General features: G+C 70.0%; 13 protein-coding genes. 8 read left to right on the top strand and 5 right to left on the bottom strand.

Going from position 1 to position 14,467, the window contains the following annotated elements:
* Positions 1-100: 100 nt before the first annotated feature.
* Positions 101-1,159, bottom strand: coding sequence for an alkene reductase (locus ACFQVD_RS25385; protein WP_343968238.1), 1,059 nt, complete (start codon positions 1,157-1,159; stop codon positions 101-103).
* A gap of 107 nt (positions 1,160-1,266) precedes the next feature.
* Between ACFQVD_RS25385 and ACFQVD_RS25380 the strand changes: the two genes are divergently transcribed.
* Positions 1,267-1,794, top strand: a complete 528-nt coding sequence (locus ACFQVD_RS25380; RefSeq protein ID WP_343968235.1) for a MarR family winged helix-turn-helix transcriptional regulator — start codon at positions 1,267-1,269, stop codon at positions 1,792-1,794.
* A 51-nt stretch (positions 1,795-1,845) separates the two neighbouring features.
* On the opposite strand, the gene ACFQVD_RS25375 is transcribed toward ACFQVD_RS25380, so the two are convergent.
* Positions 1,846-3,105, bottom strand: coding sequence for a hypothetical protein (locus ACFQVD_RS25375; protein WP_343968233.1), 1,260 nt, complete (start codon positions 3,103-3,105; stop codon positions 1,846-1,848).
* Positions 3,106-3,297: 192 nt separating this feature from the next.
* The gene (locus ACFQVD_RS25370) at positions 3,298-4,464 is read right to left on the bottom strand and encodes a class I SAM-dependent methyltransferase (RefSeq protein WP_364146961.1); all 1,167 of its coding nucleotides are present in this window, start codon (positions 4,462-4,464) and stop codon (positions 3,298-3,300) included.
* 242 nt (positions 4,465-4,706) lie between these two features.
* Between ACFQVD_RS25370 and groES the strand changes: the two genes are divergently transcribed.
* The 4 genes from groES to ACFQVD_RS25350 all read left to right on the top strand — a co-directional run bounded on the left by groES (position 4,707) and on the right by ACFQVD_RS25350 (position 7,929).
* Positions 4,707-5,018, top strand: a complete 312-nt coding sequence (gene groES / locus ACFQVD_RS25365; RefSeq protein ID WP_030912806.1) for a co-chaperone GroES — start codon at positions 4,707-4,709, stop codon at positions 5,016-5,018.
* 90 nt (positions 5,019-5,108) lie between these two features.
* Positions 5,109-6,731: a chaperonin GroEL gene (gene groL / locus ACFQVD_RS25360; protein ID WP_343968231.1), complete on the top strand. Its 1,623-nt coding sequence runs from the start codon at positions 5,109-5,111 to the stop codon at positions 6,729-6,731.
* 273 nt (positions 6,732-7,004) lie between these two features.
* The gene (locus tag ACFQVD_RS25355; RefSeq protein WP_343968229.1) at positions 7,005-7,643 is read left to right on the top strand and encodes a sigma-70 family RNA polymerase sigma factor; all 639 of its coding nucleotides are present in this window, start codon (positions 7,005-7,007) and stop codon (positions 7,641-7,643) included.
* Between the two features lie 142 nt (positions 7,644-7,785).
* Entirely contained in the window at positions 7,786-7,929 is a 144-nt protein-coding gene (locus tag ACFQVD_RS25350; protein WP_343968227.1) for a hypothetical protein, read from the top strand.
* A 55-nt stretch (positions 7,930-7,984) separates the two neighbouring features.
* Here ACFQVD_RS25350 and ACFQVD_RS25345 read toward each other — a convergent pair whose 3' ends face one another.
* Positions 7,985-8,362 (bottom strand): DUF5319 family protein, encoded by a 378-nt coding sequence (locus ACFQVD_RS25345; protein ID WP_030912798.1) that lies wholly within the window; start codon positions 8,360-8,362, stop codon positions 7,985-7,987.
* Positions 8,363-8,654: 292 nt separating this feature from the next.
* On the opposite strand from ACFQVD_RS25345, the gene guaB reads away from it, so the two are divergent.
* Entirely contained in the window at positions 8,655-10,136 is a 1,482-nt protein-coding gene (gene guaB / locus ACFQVD_RS25340) for an IMP dehydrogenase (RefSeq protein ID WP_343968223.1), read from the top strand.
* Between the two features lie 72 nt (positions 10,137-10,208).
* Complete coding sequence (locus ACFQVD_RS25335; RefSeq protein WP_343968221.1) at positions 10,209-11,327, top strand: GuaB3 family IMP dehydrogenase-related protein; 1,119 nt, start codon at positions 10,209-10,211, stop codon at positions 11,325-11,327.
* Between the two features lie 72 nt (positions 11,328-11,399).
* On the opposite strand, the gene nagA is transcribed toward ACFQVD_RS25335, so the two are convergent.
* Positions 11,400-12,536 carry an N-acetylglucosamine-6-phosphate deacetylase gene (nagA, locus tag ACFQVD_RS25330; protein WP_343968220.1) on the bottom strand — a complete coding sequence of 379 codons (1,137 nt, stop codon included), beginning with the start codon at positions 12,534-12,536 and terminating at the stop codon, positions 11,400-11,402.
* 291 nt (positions 12,537-12,827) lie between these two features.
* On the opposite strand from nagA, the gene abc-f reads away from it, so the two are divergent.
* Positions 12,828-14,462, top strand: coding sequence for a ribosomal protection-like ABC-F family protein (abc-f, locus tag ACFQVD_RS25325; protein WP_343968218.1), 1,635 nt, complete (start codon positions 12,828-12,830; stop codon positions 14,460-14,462).
* Positions 14,463-14,467: the final 5 nt, after the last annotated feature.

The following is a 14,467-nucleotide window of genomic DNA, read 5'->3' as shown; positions in this document are numbered from 1 at the left end:
CACGGCTGTCGAGGTGCCCTTCGAGGCGCTGTCCCGGGCCGCCGCGCCCCCGTGGGCGGCGGCTGTACGGGGGGCCCTTCGAGGCGCTGTCGCACCGCTCCTACGCGGAGTGCAGAGCCAGCACCGGGTAGTCGGTGTAGCCGCGGTGGTCGCCGCCGAAGGCCGAGCTGAAATCGGCCTGGTTGAGCTCGGCGCCGAGACGGAGGCGGACCGGCAGGTCGGGATTGGCCAGGAACGACGCGCCCAGCGAGACCAGGTCGGCGCCTCGCTCCAGGGAGTGCGAGACCCTGGCGGCCGGGTCGCCTATCGACGCGTCGTTGACGATGAGGGCGTTCGGCCAGGACTTGCGGATCTCCAGGCCGAGGTCGTCCGAACCGTCCACCTTCAGGTGCAGGTAGGCCAGGTCGAGATCGGCGAGCTCGGAGACCAGCGCCGGGTAGACCTCGTGCCGGTCCTCCTCGACCAGGTCACCCGCCCCGTTGCCGGGCGAGAGCCGGATGCCGACCCGGGACGGGCCGATCCGGTCGGCGGCCGCCCGCGCGGTCTCCACGGCGAAGCGGATCCTGTTGTCCACCGAGCCGCCGAAGCGGTCCTCGCGCAGGTTGGCGTTCTGCGACAGGAACTGATGGATGAGATAGCCGTTGGCGCCGTGCAGTTCGACCCCGTCGAAGCCCGCGTCCATGGCGCGGGCGGCGGCGTCCGCGAAGTCCTGGATGGTCGTCTCCGCCTCGGCGGTGGTCAGCTCCCGGGGGGTGGGGTGGTCCTGCAGGCCGCTGGGCGTGAAGATCTGCCCCGCAGGTCGTACGGCGGACGGCCCGACGGGCAGCGCGCCGGTGTTGTCGGGATGGCCGATCCGGCCGGAGTGCATGATCTGGGCGAAGATCCTGCCGCCCGCCGCGTGGACGGCGTCGGTGACCTCCCGCCATCCCGCCACCTGTTCGTCGGTGTGCAGTCCCGGGGTGTCCATGTACCCCTTTCCGGCCTGGCTGGGTTGCACCCCCTCGGTGATGATCAGGCCCGCGGAGGCTCGCTGGGCGTAGTAGAGGGCGGTCAGCGACGAGGGGATCCCGTCGAGGTAGGACCGCGAGCGGGTCATGGGTGCCATGACCAGGCGGTTAGGCAACTGGAGGCCGGCCAGCGTGAACGGTGAGAACGGCATGACGATCCCTTTCTTGGCTGGCCAACTTGGCTAGCCAATAAGCAGTTCTACAACTTGGTCGGCCAACATGCAAGCGATAGTCTCGGAGAGGACGGAAGGACCTGAACATGGCGGAGCCGCTGTTCGACGAGAGGTGCGAAGCGACCAGGGAGTGCGGTGAGTACGACGCCGACCTCAACTGCCTGATGGCCTACGCCGCCCGGGGGCACCGGGTCCTGCTCGCCAGCCTCCTCGGGGAGATCGATCTCTACCCCGGCCAGGAGCGCGTGCTGGGCGCCCTGTGGGACAACGGCCCCCAGTCGCAGAACGCGCTGGCGAAGATCGTCGGCATCGACGTGTCCACCATGACCAAGACCCTGCAGCGCCTGGAGCGCAGCGGCTTCGTCAGCCGCAGGCCCGACCCGGCCAACCGGCGGATCAGCATCGTCGAGATCACCCCCAGGGGGCACACGCTCCGCCCCGAGGTGGACCGGGTCCTCGCCGAGATGCACCGCCGGATGACCCGAGGGCTGACGGAGGAGCAGACGAAGGAGCTGACCTCCCTGCTCGGCGTGGTCAGGGGCAACCTGTGCCGCGAGGCGGGTGTGCGGGACCCGGCCGGGGACCAGGCCCTCGACGCCGCTCGGACCGGCTGACGGCACCCGTACCGGATCGGCGAGGAGCGGATCCTGGCCGGGGCGCTCCGGTCAGTCCCTGGTGGGGCGGAGCAGTGCCTCGGCCAGGGCCAGCATGGTCTCCTCCAGGGCGCCCAGCCGGCGGGTGAGGTCCGCGTGCGCGGGCTCCACGGTCTCGTTCAGGGCGTCGGAGAGCTGGTCGCGGTCGGGCTGGGCGCGGAGCATCTCGGCCAGCGGTGTCAGCGCGGCCTCGGCCCGGATGACGCGCTCGTCCAGGGAGTCGAAGCGCTCGCGCTGCTCGTCGGTCTGGGCGCCGATGAGCGCGCTGACGCCGGTACCGACGCCGAGGACGGAGGGCAGCGCCTCAAGGCGCTCGTCCAGGCTCTCCAGACGCTCGCCGGACTTCTCCGCGCGGCCGTCCAGGGTGGACAGGCGGGAGTCGATGACGTCCATCCGGCCGGTGAGGCGGCCCTCGATGTCGTCGAGACGCTCGTCGAGGGTGTCGAAACGGCCGCCTGCCGCCATGCGATGGCCGGTCAGCCGGTCGACGCGGCTCTCCACGGCGGCGGCGCGCTCGTCGATCCTGGGCACCACCAGATCGACCCCGGCCCCCACCCGCTCGACCCTGCCGTTGACCTGTTCGACGGCGGCGAGCACCCGGTCGGCGGCCGTGCCGACCGCCTGCTGGACGCTCGCGGACAGGCTGAGCATCCCCGCCTCGATGCGCCCGGCACGCTGGGAGAGGTCGGCCAGCGCCCTGTCCAGGCGGCCGAACCGGTGCGCCGCGATGCCCATGTCGGCCTGGAGCCGGCCGAGGTGCTCGGCCAGCTGCCGCACCTGCTCGTCGATGCCCTGGGTGCCGTCGGAGATCGCCCGGAGGCGGGTGAGCGCCTCGTCCACGCTCTCGCCCACGGTGCCCAGATCGGTCCACAGGCTCGGCAGCTCGCCGAGGGGGGTGACCCGGTCGCGGACGGCGTCGACCCGCCTGCCGAAGGACTCGACCCGCTCGCCGACGGCGTCGACGTGGTCGCGGACCGCCTCGACGTGCTGGGCCAGGCCCTCGGCCCAGGAGGGCGGGCGGGCGGCGATGTCGTCCAGGCGCCCGTTGACGGATTCGAGCGTGCCGTTCAGCCCGCCGATCTCACGCTCCCTGACCTCGCGCAGCAGCCACTCCATGCCCTCCAGGCGCTGCCGGATCTCGTCGAGCACGGCGCCCTGGGTCCGCTGCTCGTAGACGTGGTCCTGAGCCGCCCGGGCGAGGAGCTCGCGCATCCGGTCGGAGATGGCGGTCTGACTGCCCGTCTGGAGCAGGGTGTGGTCAGAGTGATCCACCGAGAGCTCCTTCGCTCGCCGACGCTCAGCCGCGCGGTTGGATTGGGTCGGTTCTGCCGATGAACGGGATGAAATCGGAGGCGAGAGAGAACTCCCGCCCGGCAACCTTAGCCTCTGGATCAAGGTTTTCCGGGGGCGAGATTAAAAGACAGGAATTGTCTGTTTGCTGGAATAATCAACCATTTTGGCTGGTCAGCTGGGGCTGCATATGAAAGCAAATGGCCTGTCACCTATTCGGGTGAGAATGACCGTCGCGGATTCGCTCCCGGGCAGCCGGAGATCTTTCCTGAGACGGTCGACGTCCACCGCGGAGCCACGTTTCTTGATCGTCACATTGCCGGCCCCGCGCTCGCGGAGCGCCGCCCGCAGCCGCTTGAGCGAGAACGGCAGCGTCTCGTGGACCTCGTACCGTGACGCCCACGGCGTCGGCGCCGCGACGTCGCCGGTGATGTAGGCGATCTGCGGGTCGAGCAGGCGCCCGCCGACCGACGCGGCGATCTCGGCGACCAGGTGGGCGCGGATCGCCGCGCCGTCAGGCTCGTAGATGTACCGGCCCGCCGGGCCGGTACCGGGGTCGCCGAGGGTGGGGTCGGGCGTCATCGTGACGCCCGACGGCAGGATCGTGGCCCTGCGCGCCGTCTCGCCCGCCAGCGTGCCGCACCAGATCACGGCCTCCTTGACGTCGCCCCGGTAGGAGACCCACTCGGCCTCCGCGCCGGCGGGGACGAACTCGTAGGGGATCCCGGGGGCGACCTTCAGGCAGGCGGCCCCGGCCCTGGCCACCATCTCCAGTACGGCGGGCCAGGCGGGCGAGTAGGCCATCGGGTCGAAGGTCCTGCCCCGCGCCGTACGGCGCGCGGGGTCGGCGAACAGGACGTCGAAGGCGGCCGGGTCCAGGGCGGAGGCGTCGGCGGCGCGGACCGAGACCCGGTCGCCGAAGCCCAGGGCGTCGGCGTTGGCCGCCGCGATCGCGGCGGTGAGCGGATCGGCGTCGACCGCCTCGACGACGCATCCGGCCCTGGCCAGGGCGAGGAGGTCTCCGCCGATACCGCAGCAGACGTCGGCGACCCGGGAACCCGCGGGGACGCGCCGCGCCCGGTGGTCGGCCACCTCGCGGCGGGTGGCCTGCTCCAGGCCGGGCCGGGTGAAGTACATGAGATCGGCGTCGGCGCCGAACTTCTCCCTCGCGCGCAGCCGGAGTTCGGCCTGGGTGAGCGCCGCCGAGGTCAGGTCCGCGTCGTAGATCTTTCTTAACCTTGTCACCGCCGCCACCGGGTCGTCGCCGATGGTCTCGGCCGCCGCGCCCAGCGCCTCCTGGCCGCGCGGGGTCAGGAGTTCGCGGAATGCGTCGAGATTCACACCACCCGACGCTACCGCCTCCACCGTGGGGCTTCGCGAAGGGCTTCCACCTGGTTTGACGTTCGCCCGAAGCGCAGACGGGCGCTCCGTGTTGACTGTCAAGCCCTCCTTGCATACTGTTCCGTATTGGCACTCTCCCGGTGAGAGTGCCAAATACATGCGACGAGGCAGGTCTGACACCCGCGACGGCAGACCGCTGGTCGCCTCTTCTAGATCATTCAAATCTGAAGGGGAGGTCCGACGTGACGACCGCCACCAAGGTTCCCGTTAAGCCGCTTGGCGACCGCATTGTGGTCCAGCCGCTTGAGGCCGAGCAGACCACCGCTTCCGGTCTGGTCATCCCGGACACCGCCAAGGAGAAGCCGCAGGAGGGCAAGGTCCTCGCGGTGGGTCCGGGCAACTGGGACGACGAGGGCGAGAAGCGGATTCCGCTCGACGTCAAGGAGGGCGACGTGGTCCTCTACAGCAAGTACGGCGGCACCGAGGTGAAGTACAACGGCGAGGAGTACCTCGTGCTCTCCGCCCGTGACGTGCTCGCCATCATCGAGAAGTAGTTCTCGCTTCACAAAGATGACGTATCGAGCCCCGGGTCGCGAGAGCGCCCGGGGCTTTGATGCGCCGACGTACTTATAGAGAGGACTGTCATGCCGAAGATCCTGTCGTTCGAGGAGGACGCACGCCGAGCTCTCGAGCGCGGCGTGAACGCTCTCGCGGACGCGGTCAAGGTGACGCTGGGCCCGCGTGGCCGCAATGTCGTCATCGACAAGAAGTTCGGTGCGCCGACCATCACCAACGACGGTGTCACCATCGCCCGCGAGGTCGAGCTGGAGGCGCCGTACGAGAACCTTGGCGCGCAGCTGGCCAAGGAAGTGGCGACCAAGACCAACGACGTCGCCGGTGACGGCACCACCACCGCGACCGTCCTGGCCCAGGCCATGGTCCGCGAGGGCCTGCGCAACGTGGCCGCCGGAGCCCAGCCGCTCTCCCTCAAGCGCGGCATCGACGTCGCGGCCAAGACCGTCAGCGACAGGCTGATCGAGTCGGCGCGCCCGGTCGAGGACAAGAAGGAGATCGCGAATGTGGCGACGATCTCCGCGCAGGACGCCAAGATCGGTGAGCTGATCGCCGAGGCGTTCGACAAGGTGGGCAAGGACGGTGTCATCACCGTCGAAGAGTCCAACAGCATGGGCCTGGAGCTCGAGTTCACCGAGGGCCTCCAGTTCGACAAGGGCTACCTGTCGCCCTACATGGTGACCGACCAGGAGCGCATGGAGGCGGTCCTGGAGGACCCCTACATCCTGATCACCCAGAACAAGATCTCCTCTGTCGCCGACTTCCTGCCGCTGCTGGAGAAGATCGCGCAGACGAAGAAGGCCCTGCTGGTCATCGCCGAGGACGTCGAGGGCGAGGCCCTCGCGGTGCTCGTCACGAACAAGATCCGTGGCACCTTCACCTCCGTCGCCGTCAAGGCGCCGGGCTTCGGTGACCGCCGCAAGGCCATGCTGCAGGACATCGCCATCCTCACCGGTGGTCAGGTGGTCAGCGAGGAGATCGGCCTCAAGCTGGAGCACGTCGGCCTGGAGGTGCTGGGCACCGCCCGGCGCGTCGTCATCACCAAGGACTCCACCACCGTCGTCGACGGTGCCGGCGAGGCCTCGGCGATCGCCGACCGGGTCAAGGAGATCAAGCTCGCCATCGAGCAGTCCGACTCCGACTGGGACCGCGAGAAGCTCCAGGAGCGTCTCGCCAAGCTCTCCGGCGGCGTCTGCGTGCTGAAGGTCGGCGCGGCCACCGAGGTGGAGCTGAAGGAGAAGAAGCACCGCCTGGAGGACGCCATCTCGGCGACCCGCGCGGCGATCGAGGAGGGCATCGTCTCCGGCGGTGGCTCCGCGCTCGTGCACGTCTCCAAGGTCCTCGACGACCTGGGCCTGACCGGCGACGAGGCGACCGGTGTCGCCATCGTCCGCAAGGCGCTCGTCGAGCCGGCCCGCTGGATCGCGGAGAACGCCGGCCTCGAGGGCTACGTCGTGACCTCCAAGGTCTCCGACCTGCCCGTCGGCCACGGCCTCAACGCCGCCAGCGGCGAGTACGGCGACCTGATCGCCCAGGGTGTCATCGACCCGGTCAAGGTCACCCGCTCGGCCGTCCAGAACGCGGCCTCCATCGCCGGCATGCTGCTGACGACCGAGGCGCTCGTGGTGGACAAGCCCGAGGAGGAGGCTCCGGCCGCCGCCGGTCAGGGCCACGGCCACGGCCACGGTCACTGATCTCACCGGTTCCGAACGGCTCGCGTCTCTCCGGAGGCGCGAGCCGTTCGCGTTTTGCGGTAAACCAAATGTGCCCGCGGCGCGTCATGGCGCGTCACCGGTAAGCGCAAACGCGGTTCCTCCGAATAGTCGATGTATTTGGCAATCGAATGAAATATTCGTACATACCGTAGCCGCTGTAGTCACTGTATGATTACGCACCGTTATCTCCGCCTCAATGTGACCAATCCGTAGCCGTTTGCTATGACGACAGGCACTATCAGGGCGGGCATCATGCCTAACGTGACCGAGGGATGCGTCGCCGACGCCAAAAATGGGGTGAGGCTTGCGACGAGGTCCGAAGGGGTCGTCCATAGAGACGATCTCAAGGATCTGACGAGCCTCGCCGTTCAGGGGGATCGCACCGCGATCGAATCTCTGATCGCGCAACTGCGGCCGATGGTCGTCCGTTATTGCCGTGGTCGTCTGGGCCGGGTCTCCGGTCAGTATCACATCGCGGACGACGTGGCCCAGGAAGTATGTATCGCGGTGCTGTCCGCGCTGCCCCGTTACCGTGACATGGGGCGTCCGTTCGCGTCCTTCGTCTTCGGCATCGCGTCGCACAAGGTGGCCGACGCGCTGCGCAGCTCCGTACGGTCCGCCGTGCCCACCCAGGACCTTCCTGACGGGCCCGACGAGGGGCCGGGGCCGGAGGAGACCGTGGTGCGCTACATCGAGGCCGAGCACGCACGCCGGCTGTTGTCCAGGCTGCCGGACAACCAGCGCGAGCTCCTCATGCTCCGAGTGGTGTCGGGCCTTTCCGCCGAGGAGACCGGTAATGTACTCGGTATGTCACCAGGTGCGGTCCGGGTCGCCCAGCACAGGGCGCTGGCCCGGCTACGAGCGATGGCGGAGCTGGAGTCGATAGCTTGACCGCCGAGCCGTCGAGCAGGGGCCACGCGCGAAAGCCCGAACCGCGGGACGGGGCTCGCGACGACCCGGAGCGAGAACGATCATGACAACGGTTCACCCGCGACGTCCGGCTCGAAGGTATGGGCCGGACGAGGATCCGGCCGTGGCCGAGACCGACGCCCTCGTGGAGGCGCTCTCGGGCAGGACGCCCGTCTCCACGTCGGACACCGCGATCGCCCTGCTGGCCGCCTTGATCGACGACGTGGATCAGCGGTGTTCCTCGGTGTCGATCACGCCGTCCGGCTGACCTCGGGCGTGTTCGCGGCGCGCGGTGGGCGGGCCGGGGCGACCGGCGACGCGGGTCAGTGGTGTTCTTCGGTGTCGATCACGCCGTCCACGTAGCCCCGGGCGTACTCCCAGCTCACATAGTCGGTGGGGTTGGGCTGGTAGGCGGGCTCGTGCACCTGGGGCTGGCCGTTTTCGATCATCTGGCGCAGGTTGCCGCGCAGCAACTCCCAGTCGAAGTAGTGCTGCTCCCCGCATTCGGGGCAGTCGAGCACCAGACCGAGCACCCCCTGGGGCTCCAGCAGTGAGCGGAAAACCTCCACGTCGGCGAGGTCGGTCATGGCCTCGTCGCGCTCGTCCGTGGTCAGCGGCTCGGGATCGTCGGGATCGCCCAGCGCCGCCGCCGGGTCGTCGGGGTCATCCGCGAACGGGTCGCGAGGGACATCGTCGAGCACGATCCCACCTTATGGCCTGGATGTGACAGACAGGCCCCGAACCGGTACGAGTATGACGGTCCGGGGCGGTACGGGCAGGCGACCGCTGTGGCCGGGAGGTCCTGGACGCGGGAACTTGAAGATCTCCGACCCGTACTGGAAACCCGGCTACTTCCAGTATGCGACTTCTGCGGGAGATCCGGGCCTCCGGCTTTTCCCCCGGGTCCACCAGGTTTGGCGCCAGACTCTAAACTGTGACCCGGGGGTCGGCGCCTTTCCCCTTCATGAGAGCGCCGCGGCAGGAGGGTTGCAGATGGCCAAGTTCACCGATCGGGGGCTCACGTTCGACGACGTGCTGCTGGTGCCCGCGTATTCGGACCTGCAACCCGGGGAGGCCGAGACCACCACGCGGCTGTCGCGGGGCATCACCCTGCGGATCCCGCTGATCTCCGCGGCGATGGACACGGTGACCGAGGCCCGCATGGCGGTGGCGATGGCGCGCCAGGGCGGCATCGGCATCCTGCACCGCAACCTGTCGATCGAGGACCAGGCCCAGCAGGCCGACCTCGTCAAGCGCTCCGAGGCCGGGATGGTCACCAACCCGATCACCTGCTCCCCCGACGAGACGCTCGCCGACGTCGAGCGCCTCTGCGCCACCTACCGGATCTCCGGCGTGCCGGTGACCGACGCGAGCGGCGTGCTCGTCGGCATCGTCACCAACCGTGACATGCGCTTCGAGAGCGACCACAGCCGTCCGGTGCGCGAGGTCATGACCCCGATGCCGCTGGTCACCGCGCCGGTCGGGGTCTCCACCGACGACGCGTTCGACCTGCTCAGGAAGAACAAGATCGAGAAGCTCCCGCTGGTCGACGCCGGGGGGCGGCTGCGCGGGCTGATCACCGTCAAGGACTTCACCAAGAGCGAGAAGTACCCGCTCTCGACCAAGGACGCCAACGGCCGGCTCGTCGTGGGGGCGGCCGTCGGCGTCGGCGGTGACGCGGACAAGCGGGCGAGCGCGCTGATCGAGGCCGGGGTCGACGTGATCGTGGTGGACGTCGCGCACGGCCACTCCAAGGGCCTCGCCGACATGATCGCCAAGATCAAGGCCAACAGCAGGGTCGACGTGATCGGCGGCAACATCGCCACCCGCGGGGGTGCCCAGATGCTGGTCGACGCCGGGGTCGACGCGGTCAAGGTCGGTGTCGGGCCCGGCTCCATCTGCACCACCCGGGTGGTCGCCGGCGTCGGCGCCCCGCAGGTGACGGCCATCCACGAGGCGTCCCTCGCCGCCGGCCCCGCGGGGGTTCCGGTGATCGGCGACGGCGGCCTGCAGTATTCGGGCGACATCGTCAAGGCCATCGCGGCCGGGGCCGACTCGGTCATGCTCGGATCGCTCCTGGCGGGCTGCGAGGAGTCCCCGGGCGAACTGATCTTCATTAACGGCAAGCAGTTCAAGTCGTACCGGGGGATGGGCTCGCTCGGTGCGGTCCGCAACCGTGAGCGCGGCGGCGCCTCGTTCAGCAAGGACCGCTACGCCCAGGCCGATGTCGGCGCCGAGGACAAGTTCATCCCCGAGGGCATCGAGGGACAGGTCCCCTACCGTGGCCCGGTCGCCGCGGTGGCCCACCAGCTCGTCGGCGGCCTGCGCCAGGGCATGTGGTACTCCGGATGCCGCACGATCCCCGAGATGCACGTACGGTGCGAGCTGATGCCGATCACGTCGGCGGGCCTCAAGGAGAGCCACCCGCACGACATCCAGATGACGGTCGAGGCACCCAACTACCACGGTCGCTAGAGCGGCGCGCAGCGCGCACGCGTGAAAGCGTGGCGTGCGCCACGCACGCCACGGAACGGAAAAGACAGACATATGACTCAGGTGGAGATCGGCCGCGGCAAGAACGGCCGTCGTGCCTACGCGCTCGACGATATCGGCATCGTTCCGTCCCGTCGTACCCGCGACCCGGAGGAGGTCTCGATCGCCTGGCAGATCGACGCCTACCGCTTCGAGCTGCCCGTCGTGGTGAGCCCGATGGACAGCGTGGTCTCGCCGAAGACCGCCATCGAGGTCGGCAGGCTCGGCGGTCTCGCCGTGCTCGACCTCGAAGGGCTGTGGACCCGGTACGAGGACCCGATGCCGCTGCTGCAGGAGGTGGCCGAGCTCAAGGGAGAGCCCGCCACGAAGCGGCTGCAGGAGATCTACAACGCGCCGATCAAGGAAGAGCTGATCGGCCGCCGCATCGAGGAGATCCGCGCGGCCGGGGTGGCCACGGCGGTCCGGCTCTCCCCGCAGCGCACGGTCCAGTACCACAAGGCGGTCATCGACGCGGGCGTGGACATCTTCGTGATCCGCGGTACCACGGTCTCCGCCGAGCACGTCTCGGGCAGGGCCGAGCCGCTCAACCTCAAGCAGTTCATCTACGAGCTCGACGTCCCCGTGGTCGTCGGGGGGTGCGCCACCTACACCGCGGCGCTCCACCTGATGCGGACCGGCGCGGCCGGGGTGCTCGTCGGCTTCGGCGGCGGCGCCTCGCACACCACCCGCACGGTGCTGGGCGTGGCGGTGCCGATGGCCACCGCGATCTCCGACGTGGCCGCCGCCCGCCGTGACTACATGGACGAGTCCGGTGGCCGTTACGTCCACGTCATCGCCGACGGCGGCATGGGCACCTCCGGCGACATCGCCAAGGCGATCGCGGTGGGCGCGGACGCGGTCATGGTCGGCTCGCCGCTGGCGAGGGCCGCCGAGGCCCCCGGCCGGGGCTTCCACTGGGGGTCGGAGGCGCAGCACCCCGAGCTGCCCCGGGGCAAGCGGGTCGAGTTCGGCACGATCGGCACGCTGGAGCAGATCCTGCACGGACCCTCCTCGGTGGCCGACGGCTCGATGAACCTGATGGGCGCGCTCAGGCGCACGATGGCCACCGCCGGCTACTCCGACCTCAAGGAGTTCCAGCGGGTCGAGGTGGTCGTCGCCCCGCAGGCCGGCTGAGCTCTCGCGCGAATGCCCGGCCGACCGGCCGGGCATTCGCCGTTTCGCACGCGCCGCCGGGCAGTGATCGGTTCAGCGAGGTTCGACGATCCAGGAGCCCCTGCGCATCACGCCGGAGACCTCCAGCTCCTCGGTGAGCACCACCAGGTCGGCCTGCTTGCCGACCGAGACGGACCCCAGGCGGTCGGCGAGGCCGAGCACCCTGGCGGGGGTCAGAGAGGCGATCTCGGACGCCTCGGACAGTGACAGGCCCACCTCGTGCACGGCCCGCCGGAACGCGACGTCCATGGTCAGGGTGCTGCCGGCGATGGAGCCGCCCTCGGCCAGCCGGGCCACCCCGTCCACCACGTTCACCTTCATCGGGCCGAGCCCGTAGACGCCGTCGCCCATGCCCGCCGCCGCCATCGCGTCGGTGATCAGCGCGGTCCTGCCGGGACCGGCGACCTCGAAGGCCAGGCGCGTCATGGCCGGGTGCAGGTGCACGCCGTCGTTGATCAGCTCGACCGTGACGCGCTCGTCCTGGAGCAGCGCGGCGATCGGCCCCGGGTCGCGGTGGTGCAGCGGCGGCATCGCGTTGTAGAGGTGGGTCGCGACGCTGCCGCCCGCCTCGATCCCGGCGATCGTCTGGGTGTAGGTGGCGTCGCTGTGGCCGAGGGCGGCGATCACGCCGCTCGCCGCCGCCTCCCGTACGGTGTCCAGCGCGCCGGGCAGTTCGGCGGCGATGGTGACCATCCGCACCTGGCCGCGCCCGGCCTTGATCAGTCCGGCGAGCTCCTGGGGCGAGGGCTCGCGGAGCAGCGCCGGGTTGTGCGCGCCGCACCGGGCCGTGGAGATGTAGGGGCCCTCAAGGTGGATCCCGGCCAGCAGGCCGTCCTCGCACAGGTCGGCGAGGGCGGCGGCGGCCCTGGCCAGGTCGTCCAGGGAGGCGGTGACCAGGCTGGCCATCAGCGTGGTGGTGCCGTGCCGGGCGTGCAACTCGACGGCCCGGCTCGCCTGCTCCGGATCGCCGGTGGGAAAGGAACCGCCCGCCCCGCCGTGGTTGTGGATGTCGACGAAGCCGGGCACGACGTACCGTTCGCCGAGGGCGAGCCCGGACCCCGGCGCGGAACCCTGGCCCACGTGGGTGATGCGGCCGTCTTCGATGGTGAGCCAGCCCCCGTGGACACCTTCGGGGGTCACGATGCGTGCGTCAGCGAGTGTGATGCTCATGGTCCCCATCCTCTCGGGTTCCCGGAAGAAGCCGCTCCCGACGCGACCGTGGGGTGCCGCCGGTCTGATTCATCGACGATGAGAGAGAGGCCCTCCGCTGATAAGGTAGTCGGTCAGTAACGGCGGAACGGAACATGACATGGCAGGCGAAGAAGACATCTCCGGGTGATACCGGCCCCCATCGCCATCGGTGACGCGCGCATCGCGGGACCGCCGATCGGTGATGTCTTCGTGTCCTGATCATTTCGCCGGGCGGGTCTCACCGCGCCGGCCGAACGCGGAAGCGATTTGATGTCCGACGCCCTGATCGTGGTTTCCAACCTGTCCTTTTCCTGGCCCGACGACACCCCGGTGTTCGAGGACCTCTCGTTCACCGTCCCCGCCGGACACACCGGCCTGGTCGCGCCCAACGGCGCCGGCAAGAGCACGCTGCTCAGGCTGATCGCCGGTGAGCTCCGCCCGACCGCCAGCTCGGTCACGGTACGGGGGGTGCCGGGCTATCTACCCCAGACGCTGCCCCTGGTCGGCGACCTGACCGTGGCCGAGGTCCTGGAGATCGCCCCGGTGATCAGCGCGCTGGACGCCATCGAGTCCGGGGACGCGAGCGAGGAGCACTTCACCACGGTCGGCGACGACTGGGACATCGAGGAGCGCACCCGTGCCCAGCTGGACCGGCTCGGCCTCGGGGACGTCTCCCTCGCCCGGCACCTGCGCACCCTCAGCGGTGGCCAGGTCGTCTCCCTCGGCCTGGCGGCGCAGTTGCTGAAGCGGCCCGACGTGCTGCTGCTCGACGAGCCGACCAACAACCTCGACCTCGACGCGCGCAGGCGGCTCTACGACGTGCTCGCCGACTGGAACGGCTGCCTGCTGCTGGTCAGCCACGACCGGGCGCTGCTCGACCGGATGGACCGCATCGCCGAGCTCGACCGGGGCGAGATCCGCTCCTACGGCGGGAACTTCACCTCCTACGAGGAGGCCGTGCGCGCCGCGCGGGAGGTCGCCGAGAAGAACATCCGCACCGCCGAGCAGGAGGTCAGGCGGGAGAAGCGGGAGATGCAGCAGGCCCGCGAGCGGGCCGCGCGCCGGGCCGGCAACGCCGCCCGCACCCTCAAGGACGCCGGTCTGCCGAAGATCGTCTCCGGCAGGATGAAGCGGAACGCCCAGGAGTCGGCGGGGAAGGCGGACGAGACGCACGCCGCGCGGGTCAGCGGGGCCAGGGCCCGGCTCGACGAGGCGAGCCGCGCCCTGCGCGACGAGCAGAGGATCTCGCTGGAGCTGCCCGGGACCAACGTCCCGGCCGGCCGTACGGTCTTCCTCGGCGAGCGGATGAGGGTCGGTCACGGTGAGCGGGCCCTCTTCGCCGGGCAGGGCGTCGACCTGACGATCCGGGGGCCCGAGCGGATCGCGCTGACCGGCCCCAACGGCGCCGGAAAGTCCACCCTGCTGCGGATGATCAACGGTGAACTGGAGTCGGAGGGGGGCGGGACCAGGCGGGCCGACGGCCGGGTCGCCTACCTGTCCCAGCGACTGGACCTGCTGGACCTGGACCGCAGTGTGGCGGAGAACCTGGCCGCGTTCGCGCCGGGGCTGCCGGAGGCGGAGCGGATGAACCTGCTCGCCCGCTTCCTGTTCCGGGGCCCCCGCGTTCACCTCCCGGTCGGGGTGCTGTCCGGCGGTGAGCGGCTGCGCGCCACCCTGGCCTGCGTCCTGTACGCCGAACCGGCGCCCCGGCTGCTGCTGCTGGACGAGCCGACCAACAACCTCGACCTGGTCAGCGTCGCCCAGCTGGAAGGTGCCCTGCGCTCCTACGAGGGCGCCTTCGTGGTGGTCAGCCACGACGAGCGGTTCCTCGCCGAGATCGGCGTGAACCGCTGGCTACGGCTGGCCGAGGGCCGCCTCCTCGAAACGAGCGCCCCTGACGCGTGAGGTGA

The organism is Streptosporangium amethystogenes subsp. fukuiense (genome assembly GCF_042665875.1).
GTDB classification, from domain to species: Bacteria; Actinomycetota; Actinomycetes; order Streptosporangiales; family Streptosporangiaceae; genus Streptosporangium; species Streptosporangium fukuiense.
The sequence above is the reverse complement of the archived record's forward strand: the minus strand, read 5'-3'. Positions and strand labels throughout refer to the sequence as shown.